23 protein-coding genes and 1 pseudogene are annotated in these 23,238 nt (G+C 63.2%); 16 read left to right on the forward strand and 8 right to left on the reverse strand.

Going from position 1 to position 23,238, the window contains the following annotated elements; genetic code table 11:
- Window positions 1-53 precede the first annotated feature (53 nt).
- The 16 genes from ASF52_RS22700 (at window position 54) to ASF52_RS15920 (ending at window position 18,349) form a co-directional block, all read left to right on the forward strand.
- On the forward strand, window positions 54-782 hold the full coding sequence (locus ASF52_RS22700; RefSeq protein WP_156630174.1) for a hypothetical protein: 729 nt from the start codon (window positions 54-56) through the stop codon (window positions 780-782).
- Between the two features lie 144 nt (window positions 783-926).
- Window positions 927-1,895: a reverse transcriptase family protein gene (locus ASF52_RS22155; protein WP_082515341.1), complete on the forward strand. Its 969-nt coding sequence runs from the start codon at window positions 927-929 to the stop codon at window positions 1,893-1,895.
- A gap of 428 nt (window positions 1,896-2,323) precedes the next feature.
- Window positions 2,324-2,599, forward strand: coding sequence for a phage tail tip lysozyme (locus tag ASF52_RS23755; protein ID WP_162241030.1), 276 nt, complete (start codon window positions 2,324-2,326; stop codon window positions 2,597-2,599).
- On the forward strand, window positions 2,512-2,697 hold the full coding sequence (locus ASF52_RS15845; RefSeq protein WP_056174037.1) for a hypothetical protein: 186 nt from the start codon (window positions 2,512-2,514) through the stop codon (window positions 2,695-2,697). The genes ASF52_RS23755 and ASF52_RS15845 overlap by 88 nt, the downstream gene beginning before the upstream one ends.
- Window positions 2,698-2,863: 166 nt before the next feature.
- The gene (locus tag ASF52_RS15850) at window positions 2,864-3,613 is read left to right on the forward strand and encodes a hypothetical protein (protein ID WP_056174038.1); all 750 of its coding nucleotides are present in this window, start codon (window positions 2,864-2,866) and stop codon (window positions 3,611-3,613) included.
- A gap of 330 nt (window positions 3,614-3,943) precedes the next feature.
- Complete coding sequence (locus ASF52_RS15855; RefSeq protein WP_056174040.1) at window positions 3,944-4,420, forward strand: hypothetical protein; 477 nt, start codon at window positions 3,944-3,946, stop codon at window positions 4,418-4,420.
- Between the two features lie 472 nt (window positions 4,421-4,892).
- The gene (locus ASF52_RS15865) at window positions 4,893-5,138 is read left to right on the forward strand and encodes a hypothetical protein (RefSeq protein ID WP_056174044.1); all 246 of its coding nucleotides are present in this window, start codon (window positions 4,893-4,895) and stop codon (window positions 5,136-5,138) included.
- Between the two features lie 147 nt (window positions 5,139-5,285).
- Window positions 5,286-5,540 carry a hypothetical protein gene (locus ASF52_RS15870; protein ID WP_156630175.1) on the forward strand — a complete coding sequence of 85 codons (255 nt, stop codon included), beginning with the start codon at window positions 5,286-5,288 and terminating at the stop codon, window positions 5,538-5,540.
- A gap of 797 nt (window positions 5,541-6,337) precedes the next feature.
- Window positions 6,338-6,898, forward strand: coding sequence for a recombinase family protein (locus ASF52_RS15880; RefSeq protein ID WP_056174050.1), 561 nt, complete (start codon window positions 6,338-6,340; stop codon window positions 6,896-6,898).
- 606 nt (window positions 6,899-7,504) lie between these two features.
- Window positions 7,505-8,521 (forward strand): hypothetical protein, encoded by a 1,017-nt coding sequence (locus tag ASF52_RS15885; protein ID WP_156630177.1) that lies wholly within the window; start codon window positions 7,505-7,507, stop codon window positions 8,519-8,521.
- A gap of 1,137 nt (window positions 8,522-9,658) precedes the next feature.
- Window positions 9,659-11,494, forward strand: a complete 1,836-nt coding sequence (locus ASF52_RS15895; protein ID WP_056174056.1) for a type I restriction-modification system subunit M — start codon at window positions 9,659-9,661, stop codon at window positions 11,492-11,494.
- On the forward strand, window positions 11,491-12,807 hold the full coding sequence (locus ASF52_RS15900) for a restriction endonuclease subunit S (RefSeq protein ID WP_056174058.1): 1,317 nt from the start codon (window positions 11,491-11,493) through the stop codon (window positions 12,805-12,807). Before ASF52_RS15895 ends, ASF52_RS15900 begins: the two co-directional genes overlap by 4 nt.
- Entirely contained in the window at window positions 12,804-16,100 is a 3,297-nt protein-coding gene (locus ASF52_RS15905; protein ID WP_082515342.1) for a type I restriction endonuclease, read from the forward strand. The genes ASF52_RS15900 and ASF52_RS15905 overlap by 4 nt, the downstream gene beginning before the upstream one ends.
- 38 nt (window positions 16,101-16,138) lie before the next feature.
- Window positions 16,139-16,453, forward strand: coding sequence for a DUF6883 domain-containing protein (locus tag ASF52_RS15910; RefSeq protein ID WP_156630179.1), 315 nt, complete (start codon window positions 16,139-16,141; stop codon window positions 16,451-16,453).
- A gap of 458 nt (window positions 16,454-16,911) precedes the next feature.
- Window positions 16,912-17,727, forward strand: coding sequence for a hypothetical protein (locus ASF52_RS15915; protein WP_056174063.1), 816 nt, complete (start codon window positions 16,912-16,914; stop codon window positions 17,725-17,727).
- Window positions 17,717-18,349: a hypothetical protein gene (locus ASF52_RS15920; protein WP_056174065.1), complete on the forward strand. Its 633-nt coding sequence runs from the start codon at window positions 17,717-17,719 to the stop codon at window positions 18,347-18,349. Before ASF52_RS15915 ends, ASF52_RS15920 begins: the two co-directional genes overlap by 11 nt.
- A 590-nt stretch (window positions 18,350-18,939) precedes the next feature.
- Here the strand turns inward: ASF52_RS15920 and ASF52_RS15925 are convergent.
- From ASF52_RS15925 to ASF52_RS22705, 8 genes and pseudogenes are all read right to left on the reverse strand, one after another.
- Window positions 18,940-20,049, reverse strand: a complete 1,110-nt coding sequence (locus ASF52_RS15925) for a tyrosine-type recombinase/integrase (RefSeq protein ID WP_244473834.1) — start codon at window positions 20,047-20,049, stop codon at window positions 18,940-18,942.
- Window positions 20,046-20,246 carry a hypothetical protein gene (locus tag ASF52_RS15930; RefSeq protein ID WP_056174067.1) on the reverse strand — a complete coding sequence of 67 codons (201 nt, stop codon included), beginning with the start codon at window positions 20,244-20,246 and terminating at the stop codon, window positions 20,046-20,048. Before ASF52_RS15930 ends, ASF52_RS15925 begins: the two co-directional genes overlap by 4 nt.
- Window positions 20,246-20,803: a hypothetical protein gene (locus ASF52_RS15935; protein ID WP_156630180.1), complete on the reverse strand. Its 558-nt coding sequence runs from the start codon at window positions 20,801-20,803 to the stop codon at window positions 20,246-20,248. Before ASF52_RS15935 ends, ASF52_RS15930 begins: the two co-directional genes overlap by 1 nt.
- Window positions 20,800-21,174, reverse strand: coding sequence for a hypothetical protein (locus ASF52_RS15940; protein ID WP_056174072.1), 375 nt, complete (start codon window positions 21,172-21,174; stop codon window positions 20,800-20,802). The genes ASF52_RS15935 and ASF52_RS15940 overlap by 4 nt, the downstream gene beginning before the upstream one ends.
- Entirely contained in the window at window positions 21,171-21,788 is a 618-nt protein-coding gene (locus ASF52_RS15945) for a hypothetical protein (RefSeq protein ID WP_056174074.1), read from the reverse strand. The genes ASF52_RS15940 and ASF52_RS15945 overlap by 4 nt, the downstream gene beginning before the upstream one ends.
- A gap of 249 nt (window positions 21,789-22,037) precedes the next feature.
- Entirely contained in the window at window positions 22,038-22,502 is a 465-nt protein-coding gene (locus ASF52_RS15955) for a hypothetical protein (RefSeq protein ID WP_056174079.1), read from the reverse strand.
- Window positions 22,499-23,137 (reverse strand): hypothetical protein, encoded by a 639-nt coding sequence (locus ASF52_RS15960; RefSeq protein ID WP_156630181.1) that lies wholly within the window; start codon window positions 23,135-23,137, stop codon window positions 22,499-22,501. The genes ASF52_RS15955 and ASF52_RS15960 overlap by 4 nt, the downstream gene beginning before the upstream one ends.
- 15 nt (window positions 23,138-23,152) lie before the next feature.
- Window positions 23,153-23,238, reverse strand: a pseudogene (locus ASF52_RS22705) (IS5/IS1182 family transposase); the annotation flags it as partial.

A 23,238-nucleotide genomic window follows, 5' to 3' on the forward strand; every position in this document is an offset into this window, starting at 1 on the left:
TCAGCAAGCGAAAGTTTTCGGTGTTTTGATAGCTCAGGCTTGGAGGCAGATCGATGTTTGAGATTGAGTTTTTGGCAGATATGATTGGCCAATTCGATGTTAAATTAAGTGGGCCGATTGTATACAGCCCCTCCGAAGTCGACTTGTTTTACGCCTTTATAAAAACAGAACTCAATGAGAAAGGTGTAGAAGTACCATCGAAATCGAGCCTATTGGAGATTTCGGGCTTTCTCCAAGCACAAGGATTTACAGTTAATTTCATCAGAACCGGCGGATCGTATCAAGATGCGGAAGCAGGTATACGGGCGATTGTTTCACGCACCATTCCAAATGATATTTTATACTGCTTCATGTCAGTGGATGCTGGAGTTGCGTCAGTATGGATAACGCCTAAGCGAGCTTTATCTGAGATTGAGTCGTCCCTTCTGCGCGCAAAGATCGAAGACTATTTAAGCGACATCGATCTGAAATTGGATCAGATAATCCTTACATTAGACGAAAATCTACCAAGCAAATTCGCCTGCCTTACATACATCAGAATAAAGGCGCCTATAGGGCTGCCGCAAATAGTAGAAGCTATGAAATCTAGGGGGTTTGATGTTCCGTCCAATGAATGGATGTCTAAACACTTAGATAATATACGCAAGGGGGGATTAATTACACGTCTTAAAAGCGGAGGTTATGCTGTTTCTTTAAGTGGTCTAAAGGCTTTAGGTAGCGCCAAAGACCGAACTAGCCCTGATATAACGCGAGTGCTTGATCTCGCACGCCGTGTGCGGTAACGTGATGGCGCGGGAGTCTCAGGCGCGGGTGTGTATCATGCCCATTTGCCAAGGTTAAACACATAAGGTCGCCGTCTAAAGCGGCGGCCTTCCTTCGAAAGTCCACCACTTTAGACGGCACTCTACGGAAGCTTGCTTCGCTAAATGAGACTCCCGCAAACCCTTCTGAACTCAATCTTTTTTACATTTGCGCTTGAGCAAGAGTTTGTTTCTGCTTTTGGAACTTCACTTCAAGCCATAGAACGTTCTGAAATCGAGCGATTAGCGGCTTTGCAACTCCCCCCAATAACATCTGAGGACGCTTTAGCGTTGATGATTGGGGTGAATCCAGGAATGATCTGGTCGCTCGTAAATAGGAATTACAAATACTACGACTCATTTGTCATAAAGAAGGGCGCGAAAGAAAGGCGCATTTCAGCTCCGCGCGTCTCTATGAAATTAATCCAAAAATGGATTTCGCTCCACTTGGAGAATGCATATGATCCGCCGGACCATGTCTATGGATTTGTCGCCGGACGATCACATTTAGATGCAGCGTCCAAGCACTGCGAAGCACAATGGATCCATTCCTTCGACATACGAAACTTTTTTCAAAATACACCAAGTAACGTCGTTGAAAATTCTCTTCTTGAAATTGGATATAAAGAGCCGTCTACGGACATAATCGTTCCGCTATGTACTCTAGCGGGGTTTCTTGCCCAGGGTGCGCCGACAAGTCCGGTGTTGTCAAACATGGCCTTCAAAAAGGTTGATGCGCAACTGGCTGAAGTTGCAGCGGCTGAAGGTTTGAATTTGACGCGGTATGCTGACGATATTGTATTCTCGGGCATAAAAGCACCTAACTCCGCGCTCATCGAAATAATAAAGCGCATCCTAGCGCAAACTCCTTGGAGTTTGGCTGAAGAAAAATCCCATTTCAGCGAGGCGCCTAATCGCCGCAAAGTCCACGGATTATTGGTTCACGGAAATAAGCCAAGATTGACTAAAGGTTATCGGAATCGCATACGTGGATTTGAGCATGCTATGCACAAGGGCAAAATCAAGCCAGAAGACTTGATCAGGATCAAAGGTCACTTAAATTATGCCGCATACGTAGAAAAAAAGTTTATATAGCGGTATATTCTGTGTATGTCTTATCTCATCGGCGCCGCTACCGAAACTGCGGCACCTAAACCTGTAACTGCCAGCATGCTCGACGGGATCGCGAGCGACCTCCTGAAGTTCGCTTCGCGCCAGCTCTTCCGCTCGCTCCTGTCCAGCGTGTTCGGCGACGGCTCAGGCGGCACCGGCTCCAACACCGGGATCGGTGGTGGACTCAGCGCGGCCATCATGGGCGCGTTCGGGGTGAAGGCAGCCCAGACCCAGGCGACAAGCGCTGTCGGCACTGACATCGGAGCCTCGCTGATCGGCGGCGTGGACAAGGCGTCCGGCACGGCGGCATCCGGCATCCGGTATCGTCTCTCTCTCTCTCTCTCTCTCTCTCGGATGCTGCCAAGGGCGCGACAGGCAGCTTCGGGGATGTCCCGTCCAAGATCGCGACCATGCTCAAGGGCCTGGGTGCCTCGGACGCGGGCGTGGCCGGCTTCCTGGGCAACGTTCGGGCGGAGAGTGGTTTCAAGGCAGACGCGGTCAAAGCGAAGAGCGGGGCCTATAGCCTGATCCAAGCCCTCGGACCGCGCAAGGCGGAGCTGTTCAAGACCTACGCTCGCCCCCGTCCGTCGACGATCAGGTGGCCTTCATCAAGAAGGAACTCCAGACCACCGAAGGCGCCTCGCTCAAGATGCTCCAGGGCTCGTCGACCATCGCGGACGGCGTGAAGGTGGGTGTGCGCTTCGAGCGTCCTGAGGGTTATGCCGACGCAGCGCGGGCGGGCGACCTCTCCCTGGTCCCCGACTTCGGCAAGCGGCTGGGCTAAGCGGGCAAATTTGGGTTCGTGGGTTCGGTCACACCCGGAGCCCAGAGCCTGGAAGGTGCGCCCCTGTCGGACGAGACCGTGTCAAGCTCAACAGCCGGTTCGACGAGATCAGCACCAAGACGGCCGGGCTCGACACCTCGTTCTCGCAGATAGGCAACGCTCTGGAGTGCGCCAACCCGCAAATCCTCAGCAGCGTCGACGGGGTTACCAGTTCCCTGACGCAGGGCGGCTCGAACATCGGGCCGGCCTTCAATCAGGTCTCGACCGACATCACCAAGGGCGGCTCGTCCGTCCTGACGGCGTTCGAGAGCCTGAAGAAGAGCGCGGCGGCGGCATCGGGAAAATCTTCGACATCGGCTCCGGCAGGAATGGCGACGGCCTCGACCTCAGCGCCGGATCGGTTGCCTCGTGGTTCCACTCCGGCGGCATCATCGGTAGCGGAGCGCAGGTCACCGGGCAGGCGGCGGCCAGCCTGTGGTCCGGGGCTCCGAAGTTCCATACCGGCGGCATCGTCGGCGGGCTCAAGAGCCGCGAGCGCGCGATCATCGCCAAGGACGACGAGGCGATTTTCCCGACCGTCCGGATGGCCGACGGCTCATTCGGTGTCCGTGCAACGGGTTTCACCGGTGGCGACATCGTCATCCAGGCCAACGGCTCGTCCGGCAACGCTCAGAAGGATCAGGCCCATCAGAAGGGCATGGCCCGCGAGGTGAAGGAAAGCCTACGCGCCCTGATCCGCGAAGAGATGTTGAACAACAGCCGGGCGGGCGGATCGCTCCAGAGGCAGGAGGCTACTGAGACTGGGCGTGCAACTTGTTGCACCGCCTGTCCGGTGATTGACAATGTATTGTGCCTGGGGTGTACCCTACACAAAATCCATTGTCAGTATCAATTGCTATTTTTCTCAATAAAATAAATACTTTTGCTTGCCGTCAGAGTAAATACAAGGTAGGCGTTTCTAGTAGATTCTGGCGATTGCGTCATTCGCGCAGGACTCGGCCGTGATGAAGCCGGGCCCATCCCTACCCCGGAGTAAATCCATGAAGCGAACTCCCATCACCGTTCGTGCGTCGGCTGATCTCGTCTCGAAAATCGACGACGTCGCACGCGACCTCGGATCGAAGACTGTTCAGCGTGTTTCGAGGGGCGCCGTTATTCGTGCGGCCTGCGAGGAATACGTCACGCGCCACTCGTCCCGTGCAACGCGTTGCACGGCTTCCGCCAGACCTACCTAGGAGCAAGTCCCATGTCCCAAGATGCAGGCATCATCCGGATCACCCGCGCGACGCGGATCGAAGCCACCCCTCAACCGATCGTCGTGTCCCGGAAGTCGGCCGACCTTGCGCTTACGCAGCGCAGTGCAGGGGCAAAGCCGGGCACGCGCGGTCCTCACACCAACCTCTTCCAGGGAGGCATGCCTGCGAAAAAGAGCGCTCCGGCACCGGAGCTGACCGTCGCTCAACGCGTGACGGCCTTCGCGGCGACACGGAAGCTCACCAAGCCCCAAGTGGCCATCCTCGGCGTCGTCGCGTCCCATGTTTTGACCTACGGCGCCGCCCTGACCGACGACGGCTTCGTGGTCGCGAAGACAGCGGGCGTCGATTACGAGACCGAGTTCAAATCGGCACGCGACAAGCTCCTGAACGCGGGCATTCTCCGGATGCGCTCAGTTGGTGCGATCGGCATCGACGGCTTCGACCTCGGCGCAGGGGTGAACCTGTGAACTGCATCGCCCTTCAGCGCGTGGAGGCGAAGTTCGCGGGGCGCCCGCCTCTCGACCTCGTGGCGTGCGCCCGTCTTCTGTCTCGGGCCCACGCGGCGCACGCTCTTGATCTTGGCACGCGGCGTGTACCCCCATGCGTCGAGGCAAAGCATGCGCGGAGGGTGGTGCGTGTTCAGGGGCTCGACTATTTCTGGGCCGTTGTCGCACTCCAGGCAGCCATCGCCGACCTCATTGAGGAACATCCGTATACTGTCAGGGGGGCGCTGGCATCCGATCTGAGGCGGTTTGCGGGGCGCCAGCTTCGGCATGTCGCCGATCCTGCCGGAGCCGTCAACACAGGCTTCCCAATCCAGGCCCTCCTGCCTCCTAGGCGCTACCTCCCTGACACCGTGCCCGCCGCCCTCGTTGAGGTGTTCGGCGAAGCTCTGGACCTCATGCCCTGCGCCCTCGCAGCCTGACTGGAGTACAAATCATGAACACGGATCGAGACCCATCCCTGATACTTCCCCTTGCGGACTACCCGTTCGCGGTCAAATGCCTTGCCGACCTCGCCAGCATCGCGGCCGATCTGGAGCCGAAAGAGCTGGCCAAGATGATCCGCAAAGCATCGCCGGCTGATCGCAGGAACCTGCACCGGCTCGCCCTTACCGTCCTCTGCGGAACGAGCCCGAAGCTGGCCGCTGCCGCAGAGGCCTTCCCCCCTTCCCTCGAAAACTAGGAGGCAGCCATGTCCCGCTCCCCCACTCGCGCACGCCTATCTTCCCGTGCACACCGTAAACCGATCCCGACACCCCCGCCCGCCGCAATGCTGGACGCCATGCGCCCCGTCTCGGCGGAGCGAACCCTGCGAGAGAAGCTGGCACTTGTGACCGGCGCTCTCGTCGCGGACCTCCTCACTGCGCAGGAGAAGACTCTGGAAGAGGCCGCCACCCTCACCGGCTTCTCGACCGCTCAGCTCCGGGCCGATGGGTTGGAGTTTGCCATGGCCCTTGTCCGCGCCATGGGCTCCGAACTGTCTGCCCTCATGGATGCCGACACGGCAGAGAGCGAGGCTGCCCAAATCGCCCGCATCGCCGCCAATGCCCATGGCACGGCGCACGTGCCCGGCACGATGGTGTGAGCTGTTCCGATACGAACCGACACGATACCGAAACGAGACTGTCCCATGCCCCGCCCATGCTCGCTTTGCTCACACCCCTCACTGGCTGCGATCGATGTCGCCCTTCAGGGCGGGGCTTCGCTCGACGAGGTGGTTGCCCTCTTCGAACTTCCCTCACGGTCCGCCCTTCAGCGGCACCGCGTCAGCCACTTGGGCCGCGCGGTGACCTTCCACATCCCGCCGGCTGTCTCCGCGCCACCCCCGACGCCGGTTGCGATCGACACACCTGCGCACGATCCTGTCAGTCCGGAAGCGGCGCTTGCCGCACTCTTCGAACGAGCGACTGGCGGCCCGGCGCGGTCACTTCAGGAAATCACCCAGCTCACGGTGAACGGCCTTATGCACGTGTATGCAGTGGCAAACACCTCCGGAGACCTAGGCGTTTCCGTCCGAGCCTTGCGCGAGCTGAGGGCGCTACTCCAGTTTCATGCCCTGGTCCCACCCGAGAGGCTTCGCCAGCACCCTGGCTGGCACGAACCGCCACAGCCGCGTGATCCGGTTTTCGCGCTTGAACGCCTGCTTCTGGCCCAAGCTACCGGCAGCGCTAACGAGGAAGCCGCCGCACGCGCAGAGCTTGGCGACCTCGCTTGGCCAGCGGACCCGATCCACTGACACCAGCCGTTCCAATAGACCTTGCTCCAGTGGACCGTTCCACACCCCATGATTTTCCGTTCCAAGAAAATAGATTTGACTTTTGGAACGGACGGAGGCTCCATGTCTAAGATCCTAATGGAACAAAACGATTGGAACGCCCCGCAATGCTTATCGGCTACGCCCGCACGTCGACCCTGGAACAGGAAGCCGGCTTGGAGGCCCAGGTCCGCGACCTCACCGCCTTGGGGTGCACCAAGCTCTACAAGGAACAGGCCTCATCCGTTGGACCGCGCAAGGTGCTCGACGCGGCTATGGAGTTCGCGCGTGAGGGCGACACGCTTGTGGTCACGAAGCTCGACCGCCTCGCCCGGTCTGTCACGCACCTGGGCACGATCATCGCCGCTCTGGAGGCCAAGGGCGTGGCCCTGCGGATCGAGAACCTGGGCGTGGATACCTCGACCTCCACTGGCAAGCTGATGCTGAACGTCCTCGGCGGCGTGGCGCAGTTCGAGCGGGAGATGATGCTGGAGCGCCAGCGCGAAGGTATCGCGAGGGCCAAGGGCGAGGGCGCTTACAAGGGCCGGAAGCCTACCGCACGCGCCAAGGCGGCCGAGATCAAAGCCCTGGCGGCTGAGGGCTTGAGCATGGCGGCCATCGCGGCGCGGCTCGGCATCGGTAAGGGCAGCGTACACCGCGCCCTCGCCCCTCAGGGCTCCACCCCGTAACGGAGCAACACGTTGCACGGGCCGACTCCAGCCCTGTGCACTTACTAGAGCGGCACAACCCCTATGAGCACCGAGACGCCTGCCGGACCGGCCTCACCCGTGAGAAAAAGAACACGACCAGAGAGCGAGACGTCGCGAAGCGGCGGCTCAGAGTCTTCCGAAGGCGTAGGGCACGGCGGATTGGCAAGGGGGGCCTTCCTTCAAGAAACCCATGGAGACAGTCAGACGTCGCGAAGCGGCGGCTGGAAGCCTTCCGGGGGCGTAGCGCACAGCGCCTCAGAACAGGAAGCGCCGCCCCGTTATTCCTTTGACGAACCCGGCCAACGGACTCTGCCACCTGTCCGGACACGCACGCGGCCGATCCTGAAGCGCCTGGACCCCGCAAGGGGCTTCGGCTTCCTCTTCGCTAGAGAGGACGCCCGGCACGATCACATCGAGGCTAACTTCACCGCGAAGGTGCGCGGCACGGCAGACGAGCTGAACACCGTCCTCCGCCGGCTGCGAGGCAGGGGGGGGCGCGGGCCGTTCAGCCTTCGTGAGAGGAACCGGACGAGCTGGCACCTCGACACCCGTCCTGGGGCCAGCCTCTTCGAGGCTCAAGGGACCGTGGAGGGTTCGCTAGAGCATGGCGTCCTCGTCCTGAGGCTACGCGTCCAGCTCAACCCGACCCGCTTCCTGGCGCACCAAGGCGACCCGAACCCCGGCGCCATCTCCCTGAAGCGCCCGCACGAGGCCTTGTACCCTGATCCGGAGGTGGAAGCGCGGCTTTCCGCCCGCACACTCGACGGCGGAGACAACGTCCTCACAACGCCTGCGCAGGTGCCAGCGTTCGACAAGCGCGACCCATGGTGGGCGGGCATCCTGCGCACCTACACCGGCCACATCCGGAAGCTGATCGTCGACCTCCTGACGCCGACGGGCTCGCGGGCTCAGCTCGACCGTGCTGAGTTCGATGCGATCCGCACGGCCGAGGTTCAGCTCGAGTTCTACCACCCTGATGCGGTCTCCTGGGTCGCGAACTTCCGTAATGCCCTCAACGTCGCGGACGATGCCTCCGGAAGCCGCCTCTACCGAGGTGCGGAGGGGCAGCGGAACGCAGTGGCGGCGTACCTGGGTCTCACGAAGGACGCCCGCCTCAAAGTCTACGCCAAAGATGTGGGCAGAGTTCGTTTTGAGGTAGTCTTTAAAGGCGCCTCCCGTATTTCGCAGTTAGTCCTAAGGAATGGCCTATCGCCAAGTCATGGCATCGCTGATAGATTTATTTGCCTCCGAGACGAGGCGGTAAAGCAGCTCCGAAAGGCATGGGGGAAGGTGATGCAGGTGACGCAAGAGACCGCCGCCACCGGCGACATGTTCGACTTCATGGCGCGGCTCAACAGCGGTGTCCCGGCCGAGAACCGCCGGACCATGCTGTCACTGCTTGGCAATCATCGCCGGCTCACGGCCACGCCGTCGGCAGGGATCGCCCCTGAGCCCGTGTGTCGTGCTCTCGTCCGGGAAGGCATCTTGGTCCCTGCCGGGATCGTCACCCGTGGGCCCCGTCGGTACGCCTTGGCGCCGGAATGGTCCGAGATGTTCGACAGGCTGCTAGGCCGATCAGACGCCGTACGGTCGCTTCACTAGGAGTCCCATTCGTGCAGCACGTTGCACCAACTGCCCCCCTCGACGACTTCGCCTCGACGCTCCTAGCTCTGAACCGGACGCCTGCCGGGCTTTGGTCGATCCTCCTGCTCTCGGAGATCGAACGCCTTCAGCGACGGGGCGTAGCGGCCAATCTCGATATGCTCGTGCGTGGCACCGGGCTCTCACGGACCCAAGTCTGGGGTGCGATCGTTGAGGCGGAGAGTGCCGGCTTGCTGCGAGCCAGGCTGATCCACCAGCATCGGATGGTCCACAAGCTCACGCCGGGAGGCCATGCTGCCTTGGACGAGGCCCGCACCATCGTTGCGGCCCTGAACGGATATGACCAGGGACCGGTAACGATTGCCGGGGGTGGCACTCAGTGCCAGGGGGGACCGGTAAATCCTACCGGGGGTGATCAATTTGATCAGGGGGAGGTGCAAAATTTGCACCTGGGTAGTCAAAATGACCAGGGCGGAGCCCAGCCTCAAAACACAACTCAGGTCCGGTCTCGTGCCCGGACGAGAGACGGCCAAGGGCTCCACGTGGTCGGTACGGCCTAGGTCTGGACCTGCTTCAGCGGGACTGCTCAAAGGCAGCTTGCGACCCAACTCAGCCGCCGGGAGCGCTGCCGATGTCACTCCAAAGCGGTCATTCGTCGGCCTGCTGGCAACTTCAGCTTGGGGTGGTGAGCCGTCATAAGGTAGCGCCCGAAAGCCGACGTTCGGCTATGCGCTCATGTCAGCCGTAGAACCCGGTCAATCTATGCCACGGAGTGGCCAACCCTGAACTAACCTTCCACCAGGTCCACTTAGTAACGGCTGATCAGTGGTCCTGACGCGTCGCAGGCGCGCAAGCGGATGGCTGATGGCTGTCGCACGGAAGGTTTGCGTCCGCTGGAGCCGGCATCAACGGCCTTGCAGCCGCCAAGGCGTTCCGCGATAGGGAACACTCCGTCAACCTGACCGAGCGAAGTCCCAACCTCGGGGACGTCGGGGCATTGATCTGTTTCGCTACAGAGCCCCCGTCCTGAACCAGGGGCGGTTTGCTCTTCCCGCGTCCGGTAAGCATAGCGATGCCTGTAATGGAACGGTGCTGGCGTGCTACGGGGTGCGCCCATCTGCTTCGGACGAGAGTCGAATGAGTGGCACTGCTCTGTCATCCCTAATCTGGTCCGTGGCCGAGGTGCTGCGCGGGCCCTACAAACCACACGAGTACTCCAAGGTCGTGCTACCCTTCACAGTGCTGCGCCGCCTCGACTGCGTGCTGGCCCCGACCAAGGCCGCCGTCTTGTCGGAGAAAACGGCGAAGGAAGGTATGGGCATGAACCCGGAGCCGTTCATGCTCCGCGCTGCGAAGCAGACCTTCGTCAACACCTCCCCCTACGACTTCGCCAAGCTAATGGGCGATCAGGACAACATCCGCCCCAACCTGGAGGGCTACCTCCAGGCCTTCTCGCCCGTGGTCCGCGACATCTTCGAGCGCTTCCGTTTTGCCGAGACTCTCGACCGACTCGCCAAGGCAAAACTTCTCTACAGGGTCGCCGAGAAGTTTGCGGGCATTGATCTTAGCCTGACCAAGATTAGCAACGAGCAGATGGGCCACGCCTTCGAGGAGCTCATCCGTCGCTTCGCTGAGGTGTCGAACGAGAAAGCTGCGGAGCAGTACACGCCCCGCGATGCCATCGAGCTGATGGTGAACCTCCTCTTCATCGAGGACACGGACGTGCTTACTCCGCGCAACCCTGTGGTGCGCCGCCTTTACGACCCTACGGCGGGGACGGGCGGAATGCTCTCCATGGCCGAGGAGTTCGTTCACGGTTTCAACAAGGCTGCCCGCTTCACGATGTTCGGCCAGGAACTCAACGACGAGGCTTATGCGATCTGCAAGGCCGACATGCTGATCAAGGGGCAGAACGTCGCGAACATCGTCCCGGGCGACACGCTGAAGGAGGACGGCCACGCGGGCGAGCACTTCGACTACATGATGTCGAATCCGCCCTACGGCTACGACTGGGACGACGCGAAGGACGTAGTGGAGAAGGAGCGGCGCGATAAGGGCTACGCGGGGCGCTTCGGCCCCGGCCTGCCCCCGAAGTCCGACGGGCAGATGCTGTTCCTGCTCCACCTCGTTTCGAAGATGCTGCCTGCCCAGCAAGGCGGCAGCCGCATCGGCATCGTCATGTCCGGCTCGCCCCTGTTCACGGGGAGCGCGGGGTCGGGACCGTCGGAGATCCGCCGCTACCTGCTGGAAAACGACCTCGTGGAGGCCATCGTGGCCCTGCCCACCGAGATGTTCTTCAACACGGGCATCGCCACGTATGTCTGGCTCCTGACGAACCGGAAGCCTGAGAACCGGCGCGGTCGGGTCCAGCTCATCGACGCGTCGGGTCAATCCGAGAAGATGCGCCGCTCGCTCGGGTTCAAGCGCAAGCGCTTGGGCGAGACTCACATTAAACGGGTCACGAAGCTTTTCGGCGATTTCGTCGAGGCTCGCTTGGCCACCATCACGGACAAGGACGGCAAGACGGAGGAGAAGCTACTACTCGGCGACGCGCCCGAGCCCGTCGTCCCCGAGGGAGGGCGAGTACGAGTGGTGCCCGTCTCGCGTATCTTCCGGAACGAGGCGTTCGGCTACCGCACGATTACGGTGGAGCGTCCTCTGCTTGGCGATGACGGCAAGCCCGTGCTGGGACAGAAGGGCAAGGGGAAGGGCAAGCCCGTTCCGGACACGGCCCGGCGCGACACGGAGAACGTGCCTTTGGGCGAGGAAGTGGGAGACTACCTGCGGCGCGAGGTGCTCCCTCACGCTCCTGGCGCATGGATTGACGGGGAGAAGACCAAGGTCGGTTACGAAATCCCTTTCAGTCGCCACTTCTACATCTTCGAGCCGCACCGCTCGCTGGCGGAGATCGACGCGGACCTAAAGCGGACCACAGACCGCATTCGAGCCATGCTGGACGGGTTGGCGGCATGAAGCCCGGCACCTCTTTTCCGACTAAGCGGCTGAAGTGGATGGCGGACATCCGCCCGAGCGGGGTGGACAAGCACAGCGTCGAGGGGGAACCCGAGGTACGCCTGTGCAACTACACCGACGTCTACAAGAATGATCGAATCACCGACGACATGCCGCTCATGGCCGCCACCGCGTCCGAGGACGAGGTGCGGCGGTTCTCCCTGCTGCCCGGGGACGTCATCATCACCAAAGATAGCGAGACCCCCGACGACATCGCCGTGCCGGCTGTAGTCACGGAGCCCCTGACCAACGTCATTTGTGGGTATCACCTGACGCTCCTTCGGCCCTTCCCGGGCACGGTTGGGCGATTCCTGTTCTGGTGCCTTAAGGCCGCGGAGGTGAAATCGCAGATGTCTCTCGCCGCTCAGGGCGTGACCCGCTTTGGCATCACCACCAGAGCCACAGCACGGGTGACCGTCCCGTGTCCCGACAAGGAGACGCAGCGCGCCATTGCAGACTTCCTCGACAGAGAGACGGCCAAGCTGGACGCCCTCGCCGCTGAGCAGGAAGCACTACTCGTGTTGCTGAAGGAGAAGCGGGCGGCAGACGCGTCCCAGTTCATTACCAAAGGGCTGAATTCCTCAGCCGAGATGAGGGAAAGCGGCGTACCCTGGATTGAATGCATCCCAAAGCACTGGAGCGTCATGCCCTTGATGCGTCTCGTGGATGAGGACCGCCCGATCATGTACGGCATTGTCTTACCTGGTGAGGACGTCGGCGCGGGCATCCCCATCGTGAAGGGCGGGAACGTGAAGCCGAGCCGTCTCAACCTCGCCAGCCTGGCGAGGACGACCCCCGAGATCGAGGCCCCCTATGCCCGTGCCCGTCTCCGAGCGGGCGACCTCGTCTACGCCATCCGGGGAACTATCGGCGACTGCGAACCGGTTCCGCCCGAACTCGAAGGAGCGAACATCACGCAGGATGTGGCGCGAGTGGCTCCACAAAAGGGCATTAACAGTTCCTGGCTTCGCCACGCACTCCTTTCCAAGCCCGTGCGTGAAGCCCTTGCCTGTGGCTCACTCGGAGCCGCCGTGCGGGGTGTCAACATCTTCGACCTGAAGCGAGTCCGTATCCCGGTCCCACCGCCCGAAGAACGCGATGCTATCGCCCGCCTGCTCGATGCCGACGCGCGCGCGATAGACGATCTTGCTGCCGGAGCCCGGGCCAGCATTGCTCTGCTCCGCGAGCGCCGGGCCGCCCTGATTTCGGCGGCGGTGACGGGCCGCATCGACGTGCGCGTCGCCGCGGCCCGGGACCTTGAGGTGGCCGCATGACTATCCACCAGGAGAAGGCCTTCGAGGACGGCATCTGCGTGGCCATGTCGACCCGGGGCTGGCTCTATGAGCCGGGGGCGGCGAAGGACTACGACCGCACCCGCGCCCTGTATCTCCCCGACCTCCAGGCGTGGATGGAGGAGGCTCAGCCTGATGCTTGGGCGGCGCTGGAGAAGACGCATGGCGCGTCGGCGCTCGCTGTCCTAGCCGACCGGCTGCGTGCCGCACTGAACAAGCAGGGCGTGCTGTCCGTGCTGCGCGACGGTTTCGACGTGATCGGCCTGAAGACCGCCCTCGCCGCCTGCCGCTTTCGCCCTGCCCTGGCCATGAATGAGCTCCTTCAGGCGCAGTACGCCGCGAACCGCCTGCGCGTGGTCCGCCAGGTCCGCTATTCGCTAGCGGGCGAGGATTGTCTCGACCTCGTCCTGTTCCTAAACGGCATCCCCGTCGCCACGGCGGAACTGAAGTCGGCCTACACCCAATCGGTCGCCGACGCGGTGGATCAGTACCGCGAGGACCGCCCGCCTTACCCCAAGGGGGGCAGGCCCGAGCCGCTTCTGTCCTTCCCGGGCGGTGCTGCGGTCCACTTCGCAGTGTCCAACACCGCCGTCCGCATGTGCACGCGCCTGAACGGACCGGGGAGCGTCTTCCTGCCCTTTGACCAGGGCAACGCGGGGGGCGCAGGCAATCCGCCGAACACGAACGGTGCGCCGACAGCCTACCTCTGGGAGCGGGTGTGGGAGCGCGACTCCTGGCTGGAAATCCTGGGCCGCTACCTGGTGCCGGTGAGGGACGATGCGAAGCGACTGAAGGACTGGATCTTCCCGCGCTTCCACCAGCTCGATGCGACCCGGAAGCTCGTTGCCGCCGTCCGAGCCGAGGGTGCGGGAGGACGCTTCCTCGTCCAGCACAGCGCGGGCTCGGGCAAGACCAACTCCATTGCCTGGACCGCCCACTTTCTGGCCGACCTACACAATGGGGCGAGCAACAAGGTCTTCGACACGGTCCTGGTCGTCTCCGACCGCACGGTGCTGGACAAGCAGTTGCGTGAGGCCATCGAAGCGTTTGAGCGCACCAATGGCGTGGTCGCCGTGGTCACGGGCGACGGCGCGGCGAAGAGCCAGGAACTCGCTCAGGCCCTTGGGGCGGGGAAGAAGATTGTAGTCTGCACCATCCAGACCTTCCCCTTCGCGCTGGAGAAAGTGCAGGAACTCGCAGCTACGGCGGGCAAGCGCTTCGCCGTGATCGCGGACGAGGCGCATTCATCTCAGTCGGGCCGGGCCGCGTCGGACCTCAAGATGGTCCTGACCGCCGAGGAAATGGCGCAGCTCGAAGACGGCGGCGAGGTGAGCACCGAGGACATTCTCGCTGCCCGGATGGCCGCGCGCGCCTCCCAGGACAAGGCGGTCACCTTCATCGCCTTCACGGCCACGCCCAAGGCTAAAACGCTGGAACTCTTCGGGCGGCTGCCCGACCCATCGAAGCCGCAGGACAAGGACAACCTGCCTGCGCCCTTCCATGTCTACCCCATGCGACAGGCGATCGAGGAGGGCTTCATCCTCGACGTGCTGCGGAACTACACTGCCTACAAGATGGCCTTTAAGCTTACCCACAAGGGTGAGGAGATGGGCGAGCGGGAGGTGGAGGCGGGCGAGGCGCAGAAGCGTATTATGGGTTGGGTGCGCCTCCACCCCCATAACATCGCAGCGCGCGTGCAAATCGTGGTGGACCACTTCCGGGAGAACGTCGCTCACCTGCTTGGCGGCCAAGCTAAGGCGATGGTGGTCACGGCGAGCCGCAGGGAGGCTGTGCGCTGGATGAAGGCGATGGAGGCCTACATCAAGCGTCGGAAGTATCCCATCGGGCTGCTCGTCGCTTTCTCGGGCGACGTGGACGACCCTGAGACCGGCTCCGGGCCGTTCAACGAGGCGACGATGAACCCCGGGCTGAACGGGCGTGACATCCGCACGGCTTTCGGGACAGAGGAGTATTCGATCCTCCTCGTCGCCAACAAGTTCCAGACGGGCTTCGACCAGCCCCTACTCTGCGCAATGTACGTGGACCGCCAGTTGGGCGGCATCCAGGCCGTGCAGACCCTGTCTAGGCTGAACCGCGCCTACCCCGGCAAGGACACCACCTACGTGGTAGACTTCGTGAACGAGCCGAAGGACATCCTCGCCGCTTTCCGCCAGTACCACGACACGGCGGAGCTCGCGGACACGTCGAACGCGGATACGGTCCTGGACCTGCGAGCGAAGCTAGACGGCACGGCGCTCTACGACACGAACGAGGTAGAGGCCGTGGTGCGCGCTACAGTGCGGGCGGGAGGGGCGCAGGCGGGCCTAGACGCGGTGATCATCCCTGTCAGCCAGCGGCTGCTCATTCGCTATCGCGCGGCCCAGCAGGCTTTCGCTGCGGCGGACGAGGGCAGCGAGACGCGCAGGGCCGCACAAGACGAGATGGGATTCCTGCGGCAGTTCCGCCACGACCTCGGGGCCTACGTACGGGCCTACGAGTTCCTTGGCCAGATGTTCAACTACGGGCAGACCTACTTCGAGAAGCTCCAGGTCTTCGCCCGCCTGCTGCTGCCGCTACTGGAGTTCGGTAGGGAGCGCGACACGGTGGACATGTACGCGCTCGCGCTGACCCATCACCGCATGCGCGACCTAGGGCAGCAGAAGATGAACCTCGGCGTGGGGGCCGCCGAGCCGCTGAAGCCGATGGGCGAGTCCGGGTCCGGCCAGCCCCAGGACAGGCACAAGATGCGCTTGGCAGAGATCGTGAAGGCCCTGAACGACCTCTTCGAAGGCGAGGTGACGGAGGGCGACGCGGTCACCTACGTCGACCAGGTCATCAAGGGTAAGATGATGGAGGACGAGGGTCTGCGCGCGCAGGCGATGGCGAACACGAAGGAGCAGTTCGCCAACTCGCCTGACCTGGGCGGCGCGCTGCTGCACGCCGTCATGGACGTGATGGCGGCGCACCAGACCATGAGCGCTCAAGCCCTGAACTCGGAGGAGAAGCGGGCGCGCATCCTGACCACGCTGCTCGGGCCGGGACGGCTGTGGGAGATGCTGCGCGATGCCCAGCACGATACTGTTCCCCCCATCGCCGAGCTGGACCGGGTCGCGCTAGTGACGGACTATCTGGATCCGAACTCTAGTCGTGTCATCCCTGCAGGAAGCAAAGGCACGGTGGTCGGCTCATGGGCCGAGGGCGAGGCGTTCGAGGTGGAGTTTACCGAACCCTTCGCCTGCCTGGCGACGATCCCAGCGACGGCGGTCGCGCGATGAGCGGGGCTGCGTCTCGCGAAGCGCCGATCTTCCACAACATGTCCGACGCGGTCGTGTCGGAAGCGAAGGTGCGCGATTACCTGCTCGCCACGTCCCACCCCGACGGGCGTGGCAAGGCGACTTTCTTCCTCGCCCGCGGCTTCACGCCCCAGGACTGGCACGAGATGGCGGACGCCCTTCGCGCCCAAGGGTCGGAGAATCCCGTTGAGCGTTACGAGTCGACCCCATACGGAAGGAAGATCATCGTGCGATGCCACATGGTTACGCCCGACGGCAGGAACCCGTGTATCCTCACGGTCTGGATGGAAGAGGACGGCAAGCCGATCAGGTTGGTCACGGCTTATCCTGGTTGACGGGCAATCGGGCGACCGACCTTCGCTGGGCCATCATCTCGCGCGATGGCCGTCACGTCTGGCTCGGGCGGAACTCTGATCCGTCCTGGTACGAGATCTCGGAGGGCCGAGCGGCCATTGGGCGCCCGAGACACCCCGGGTGTGGATCAGTGGGGTCCCGATACCAATTGGGGCAGCAAGTGTCTGCTTCAGAAGCAATGGGCGGGGTCCCGGCTTGGCTCCGATCCACATGCCAAGGGACGAGGTATACCCACCTCGTGTAGCATCCCATGGCTGACGACTCCCGCAATACCGAACCGGAAGGATAACCTTAAAGCCCCTACCACTCGCACTTGAAGGCCGCCGCTCGCCTTCCAGTTATGTGCGGCATCTTATGGAAACGCCCCATGCTGAGCGCGATCCTAAACGGGAAGGGACGCCGCCTACCAATCTCACTGCCGTCTGGAGCTTCGCTCCGTATGGCCTTCGTGCGGTCCGAGGACATCCTGACGGCGACGGTGTTCGAGCGCCTCGCCTATCTTGATGGTCCCGTGCTTTGGGCGTTGCTCGTAGCTACGTTCAAGCCTCGCATTTTACCCGAACGCAAAGTTGCGGAGCTCACTGGCATCGAGTTCTGGCCGACGTGGTGGCCGGCCGGCGAGGCGGCGGGCGGATCGGTCGAGCCCGACGTAGTCATGCGCTTCTCGATCGGCGACCCGCCTGTGGACGTCGTGCTCGTCGTCGAGTGCAAGCTCGGCGGCTTGCAGTACCCCGATCAGTGGGCGCGGGAATGGATTGCCGCGCAAGGCGAAGGCGCTGCGGACGAGGCGGTCGAGACATACCTCATCGCGCTCGGCGGCTTGCCCGCCAGCGCCGAGACTGTCGTAGAGGCGTTCACCGGCACGCTGCACGAAACTGTCGGCATCGAAGTGAAGGCAGCCGCAGCAGATTGGCGGGACCTCCTGCGGGCGCTAGACGAGCTTGATGTCGCTCGGCAGCCCGATCGTCGGATTGTTTCCGACGTGAAGGCAGCGTTGGCGTTGCACGGCTATGCCGAGCACATTCCGATGGGTGGGCTTGCCGCGATGGTCCCGAGCCTCGGAATCCGATCGGGTTCGGCCGGGGCGCTGCGATGGCCGGGAGAGCCGCCCCAAACTACCCCCGCTGCAAGGTCTGCAACGGCACCCGTCGCGCCAGTAAATGATACATTCGCGGGCTGGGACAACCGCGTCTCCCCGTTCCTCGGCTTGCGAGACCACCCGAACCTACGCTGGAGCGCTGACGATGTCCGATGAGCCTACCCTGGACGTAGCCCTGGCGGACGTGCGCAAGGCGTACCGTCTGTTGTGGTGCTATCAGAAGCGCGTCTTTGACATCGTCAAGCTGGTCGCCGCCGAGTTCGAAGACATGGCTTTCTACAACTGGCGTACGTTGCATGCCGGCCCTCCAAGCCGGAGCGACACGAACCCGATGAGTGGCCGCTCGACCTGGGAGATGCTCCCGATGGTCAAAGTTTCGTATCTGTTTCTCCCGGGCGGGACAAACCACAACGCAACTGTTGCGGGACAATGGATGCTTGAGGTGCTAGTCGAGTCTGATCGAGGCTTCGTCGACACCGAGGACGGTTCTGAGCCGGACCCAGCTATTTTCGTATCTCCGGAAAACGCGGCATCCACGATCTCGATCTTCGCATGGTATTGTCGGGGCGAGACGTCGAAGAATTGGGTGGGCGGCGTCTGGAAAGTACTTCCTTGGCCAGAGGGAGACGCTGTGAAGATCGATCACGCAGATCTACCTTTCGCGACCTTCAGACGCGATTTCAATCTTGCAGCCCTGCCAGACAAAGACGCTGTCCGTGCCGCAGTCGCCTCATTCCAAGCCACCGCAAGCGAGGCGCTCGGCGTCAACCTCGCGTAACGTTGGCTTGTTTCTGTCTCTCCTGGCCAATTAGACAGCCGGCAACCAGACCGTCCGAAAGTCCGAGAAGGGTCGAGAGCGGCCCCCGGGGCTATGTCCGCTTCGATGCATCTGGCGTCCGGAAGCAGACGGGCAGGAAACCACCCTTCTCGGACGTTCGGCGGGGGTACGAAGCGTCAGATTTCTCCCGCTAGGGCTGCCTGGAGCCTGGGCCGGAGCGATGCCAGCTTTGCTGATAGCCGGCCTCGCCCTTTCGCCCGTAGCAGAGGCCAGCCGGCGCGAGCCGCTGGCTGGCGGCCTTCCGGCGCTCGCAAGCGCGATCGGTGGCTGGATCATCTCCGGCTCCGCCACGGCAGGCCTCGTTCTCGGCAGCCCAGGCCCTAAGAGCCGTTCCCGTTCGGATTGAGTCGTGGGTTGCGGAAATGCACGCAGCATCGGTGTGCTGATCCAAGGTCACGCGTCCGCGTAAGCCCGTGCAATTTGTTGCACGGTCCAGCTAGGCCTTCCGCGAGTGCCACAGGAGTGTTACACATGGGCACCTGTGAGGTTTAGCTAAGTACCTGTTTTATTTGGTTTCTTGCTGTAGTAGGTTAAGGTCCTGCCGGGCCCACCATCGGCTTTTTAAGACCCTGATATATAGAGATTTTTCGCTTTCGATCCCGCACCGGAGCCGATGGTGCGGGAGAAGTCCTCGCCTCTCGGGCCAGCTTGGCGCGGTTCGCCGTCCGCGTGTAGGTCGCGCTTTCCCGGCGCCCGTCCGCCCATCCGAACAGCGCGTTGAGCTGGGATTCCGTCGCGCCCTCTTCGACGGCCCGGCGCGCGCCGGCCTTCCTCCGCCCGTGCGCGGACCCGGGGCACTTCGCTTCGCGGCAAGCCTTCCCAAACCAGTTGCCGAACGACTCCTTACCGAAGGACAGGCCCCGTTCCGTCGCGAGGAACGTCAGCTCGCCCGTTGCCGCGGCGGCAATCGAAGCGGCGAGGGGAGGGAGGATCGGCGCGATCACCACCATGCCGGTCTTCTCGGTGCGGATCGTGAACTCGCCGTTGCGGACGTGGGGCCTGCCGAGGCGCACCACATCGCCCCGACGCAGCCCGGTGAAGAGCAGAAGATCGAAGGCGAGCCGCTGGCGGGTATCGATCGGCCACTTCGCCTCGAAGCGTTCGAGTTCGTCCTCGGTCCAGGCGTGGAAGCCGTCTTCGTTGTTGCCGGCCAGGAGCTTGATGCCGGTCGTCGGGTCGATCTTCACATGGTCGGCGTCCAGGGCCCAGCGGAAAAGCCCACGCAGGGACTTCAGAAAGTTGTTGGCGGCATAGGGGGTGTCGCGGCGGCGGTCCCGGCCGGCGAGGATCGCGCGGCGATCGATCGCCGACAGCAGCTCATCGCCCGCCGTTTTCTCCATGGCGCGGTAGAACCCGTGCCGCTGCTTGCGGGTGGCGGGCTTCAGTTCGGACCATTCGGCCGAGGCGACGTACTTCGCGATCAGCCAGGACAGCGTGCCGGGCTTCGGGCCGGCGATCGGCGCGAGCGGCTTCCCCTCGACCGCGAGGCGGTAGTCGCGCCAGAACTCCGGGCTGCCATAGGCCTCGCGCATCCGGGTGCGCGGCCCCTGGCCGACCCGCACGTACCAGACCACCGTGCCGTGGCGGGTGGTCTCACGGACCAGATGGGGCGGGCGAGGGCGCGGCATGTCGGCGGTCATAGGACCACCACGCGCTCATCGTTGGCAACCTCGTCCGGCAGTTGGGGAGCGGCGGCGTGGTTCGGCGGGAGCACCGTTTCGACGGCGACGCCATCGGAGCGGACGACGATCCGCATCACCGGTAGACCGGCGGCCTGGACGGCTCGGATCGCCCTGGCGATATCAGCCTGCGTGACGACAGCGGCGCGGCGGGGCATCAGCCTGCTTTCGCTTCGGCGGCCAGATCCCGCGCTTGATAACACCGCGCCACGACGGTTTCGATCCAAGACGCGTTCGCGTTCGTTGGCCACCGTTTGCCTGTCATGATGTCGGTGAGGATCTTGACCTCGAAGTCCCGCAGGAAACGACCGCCGTGCTTCCTCGCGATCGACCGGTTTAGGGTGAAGCAGTGCTGGCAGACCTCCTGCCAGGATCCGATCGCGCCCTGTCGAAAGATCGGCAGCCCGAACTTGCGGGTCATGGCGTCCGGATGGTCTGGAGCACCCCCGACAGGCTCGGCCTGCTGGAACTCGTTGGCGTAGTTCCATGGGGCTGCCGACCCTGCGTCCCCATTCGACGCGGCGTCGCGGTTCGGCCGAGGCTCGGCTACGGTCTGCATCCGGTTGAGGGTGTCGGCGAGATCGTGAAGGTCGGTGCCGGCCGTCGTCAGGGTACGGGCGATGGCTCGCGCGGCGGCGATGACTTCGCCGTCCTTGTCGCTGGCGAGCAATGGAACGAGTTTGGCGACGCGCTGAGCTAGGGTCCGAGCTATCATGATGCGCCTCCCAACGCTTGGGCTCGTTCATCCGAGCGGGGATGGACAGGGCTAGGCCTCGCTGGGCTCTCGGCCCAATCCGGGTTCTCGCCCTCGGGTCCGAACAGGTCCGGCAGAACGCACTCGACGACGCGATGAAGCTCGTTCAGGCGTCGGTTCTCAGCCTCCCCCGCAGCGTTCCGGATTGCCTGCGCAGCCTTGCTGTGACCGGGCACGGCGCGATCCCTCGGGCTTCCGGTCGCGACATAGGCGTCCCCGTGCACGAACGCCTGGAACACGAGATCCACGGCGATGATGCCGATGCGGTCGCGGGTCTCGGCCGGCAGGGCGTGCCACGCCGCCTCCACCTCGGATTGACCGGGTACCTTCATGCCGACCTCCCGAGCGTTCGGAGATCCACAGCGGGGTCGCACCCCTCCAAGGATCGGGCGATGTGAAGGAAGGCGCTCTCGGCCATGCTCTCGCCGAGGCGGACGTAGTGACAGACCAGCGCGCGCAAGCCGCCGAGGGTCGCCGGCGGCGTCTGATCCAGGGCCTTCCATGCGTGATGTGCGCGCTCGGCCGCGGCGTTGCACCGGCACATCGACGCCTCATCGTCCTCGTCGAGGGTTTCGCAGGCGACGGTGTGTGCGATCTCGGCGGTGTTGGCCGCGTCGAGGACGGCGTAGATCGGATCGGGCACGCTGGGGTCGGAGGTCGAGCTTCCCAGAAGCATGACGATCTCGGCGATGCGGGCCTCGGCGCGGCCATAGGCCGGCTGATAGTCCGCCGCGAACTCGGCCTCTTCGGCGAGCCACCAGCGCAGGTGCGCGACGAGAGCGGCCGCGCCCGGCTGGGTCGCGCAGGGCGTCGCCAGGACAGTGTCCAAGGCGTCCTGCAGCTCACAGCAGGCGTTGAGGCTGTCCTCGCCCTCCGGCGCGGTCTGGAACGTGTCCCAGGCTTGCCGGTGGTGGGCGATGGCGGCGAGGATCGGATCAGGCGGCATCTCGCTCCTCCCTGTCCCTCAGACGGACAACGAGGATGTGGAGGAGGTCGCTGCACTCCGTGCGGCGGTACCGATCACGGGCCCAGGTGTAGGCAATGGCCGGCCAGAAGTCCCCGCGCGGCCCTCGACTGATCGTGAGCCCTTGCCGGACGGTCTGCATTACCTTCGGTTGGGCGAGCAGGGAATCGAGCTTCGCGGTGGGCCAAACGCGTCCGCCAACGTCGTGGTAGCCGGGGAGATCGGACAGGCTCATCGGCCCGGCCCTCCGGCATCGGCGAACAGCAGGGGCTGCTTTTCCTGAGCGAGGGCCCACACCTCGACGCAGGTTTCGTGGCCCAAGAGTTCGTAGGCGGCCTGGACGAAGGCCTGCCGCTTGGCGTCGACCTTCGATGCCGACTGCGCCTGACTGGCGCCAAGCGCTGCTGCCTTCTCGGCACGGCGCAGGACACCGATCCGTTCCTGCAGGACCGGTCGGCTTCGGCGCTTGCGCTTGAGCGCAAGTTCCGCCCGGGTCCGCCAGGTCGGATCGTCCGTCCCGGTGCCAAGGGCAATCTGGTCCTCGATCGCCAGGATAGCCCCGTCGATCTCAGCCAGGATCGCCTGTCCCTGCGCGCTCGTCTCGATGGCATCCACGCGGATCTCGGTGCCGTCGCGCAGAAGGATGGTGGTGACGCCCCTGATGGGGGGCGTCGGGAGTTGGAAAAGAGAGGTCATGATGCAGGCGCCTGCTTCGAGGCATTGCTACCCAACACCCTCAGGGTGTCGGAAACCAGCGCGTAGAGGATGCCTACTTCGTCATCCGCATCGAGTTTTTCGGCCCGGGCATCGCGGTCCGCCCAGGGGATAAAGCTTGCAGCAATCTCAGCCTTAACAATCAGGCCACGGGCCGTATGTGCTTCGAGGGACCGGGCGCGGAGAGCTGCTGCATCGTGGGCTCGGGTAGCCGCCTGTGCTGCCATTCGGAGCTCCGGGATGTCGTGGGCAAGCTCCCTCCGCTCGATTTCAGCGCGCCAGCCATCCCATGCCGCAATAATCGCCTCGGCGCGCTTTTGGGCACTCTGGTCCACCTTCCGGTAGCCGCCGCCTGCGAGCAACTCGCCCTCAGGTTTTCCACCGATGAAGACCCCCATCCTCGGAGTGGCTCTTAGCTCTTCGATCTGGTTGGAACCATAAGAAGCGTAGCCTTTTGCAGTTTGGTGCGGGAGCGGAAAGCCGCTCGCGACATCGTAGCCATAAACCCGCAACTCACGGGGCATTTCCGGAGCATTGAGGGCTTCATTTGCATCGTCTAGTCGGTCAAGAGTCCGTTTCATTTCCGCAACGAGCCCAGGCCATGCTTGTCCAAGCATGACTAGGCTCTGGACTCATAACCAATAACTGACGGTCGCTGCGATGGAGACGGCGGCGAGATAGTTGGTTGCGAGCCTGTCGTATCGCGTGGCAACGCGAC

The organism is Methylobacterium sp. Leaf112, from assembly GCF_001423295.1.
Taxonomy (GTDB): domain Bacteria; phylum Pseudomonadota; class Alphaproteobacteria; order Rhizobiales; family Beijerinckiaceae; genus Methylobacterium.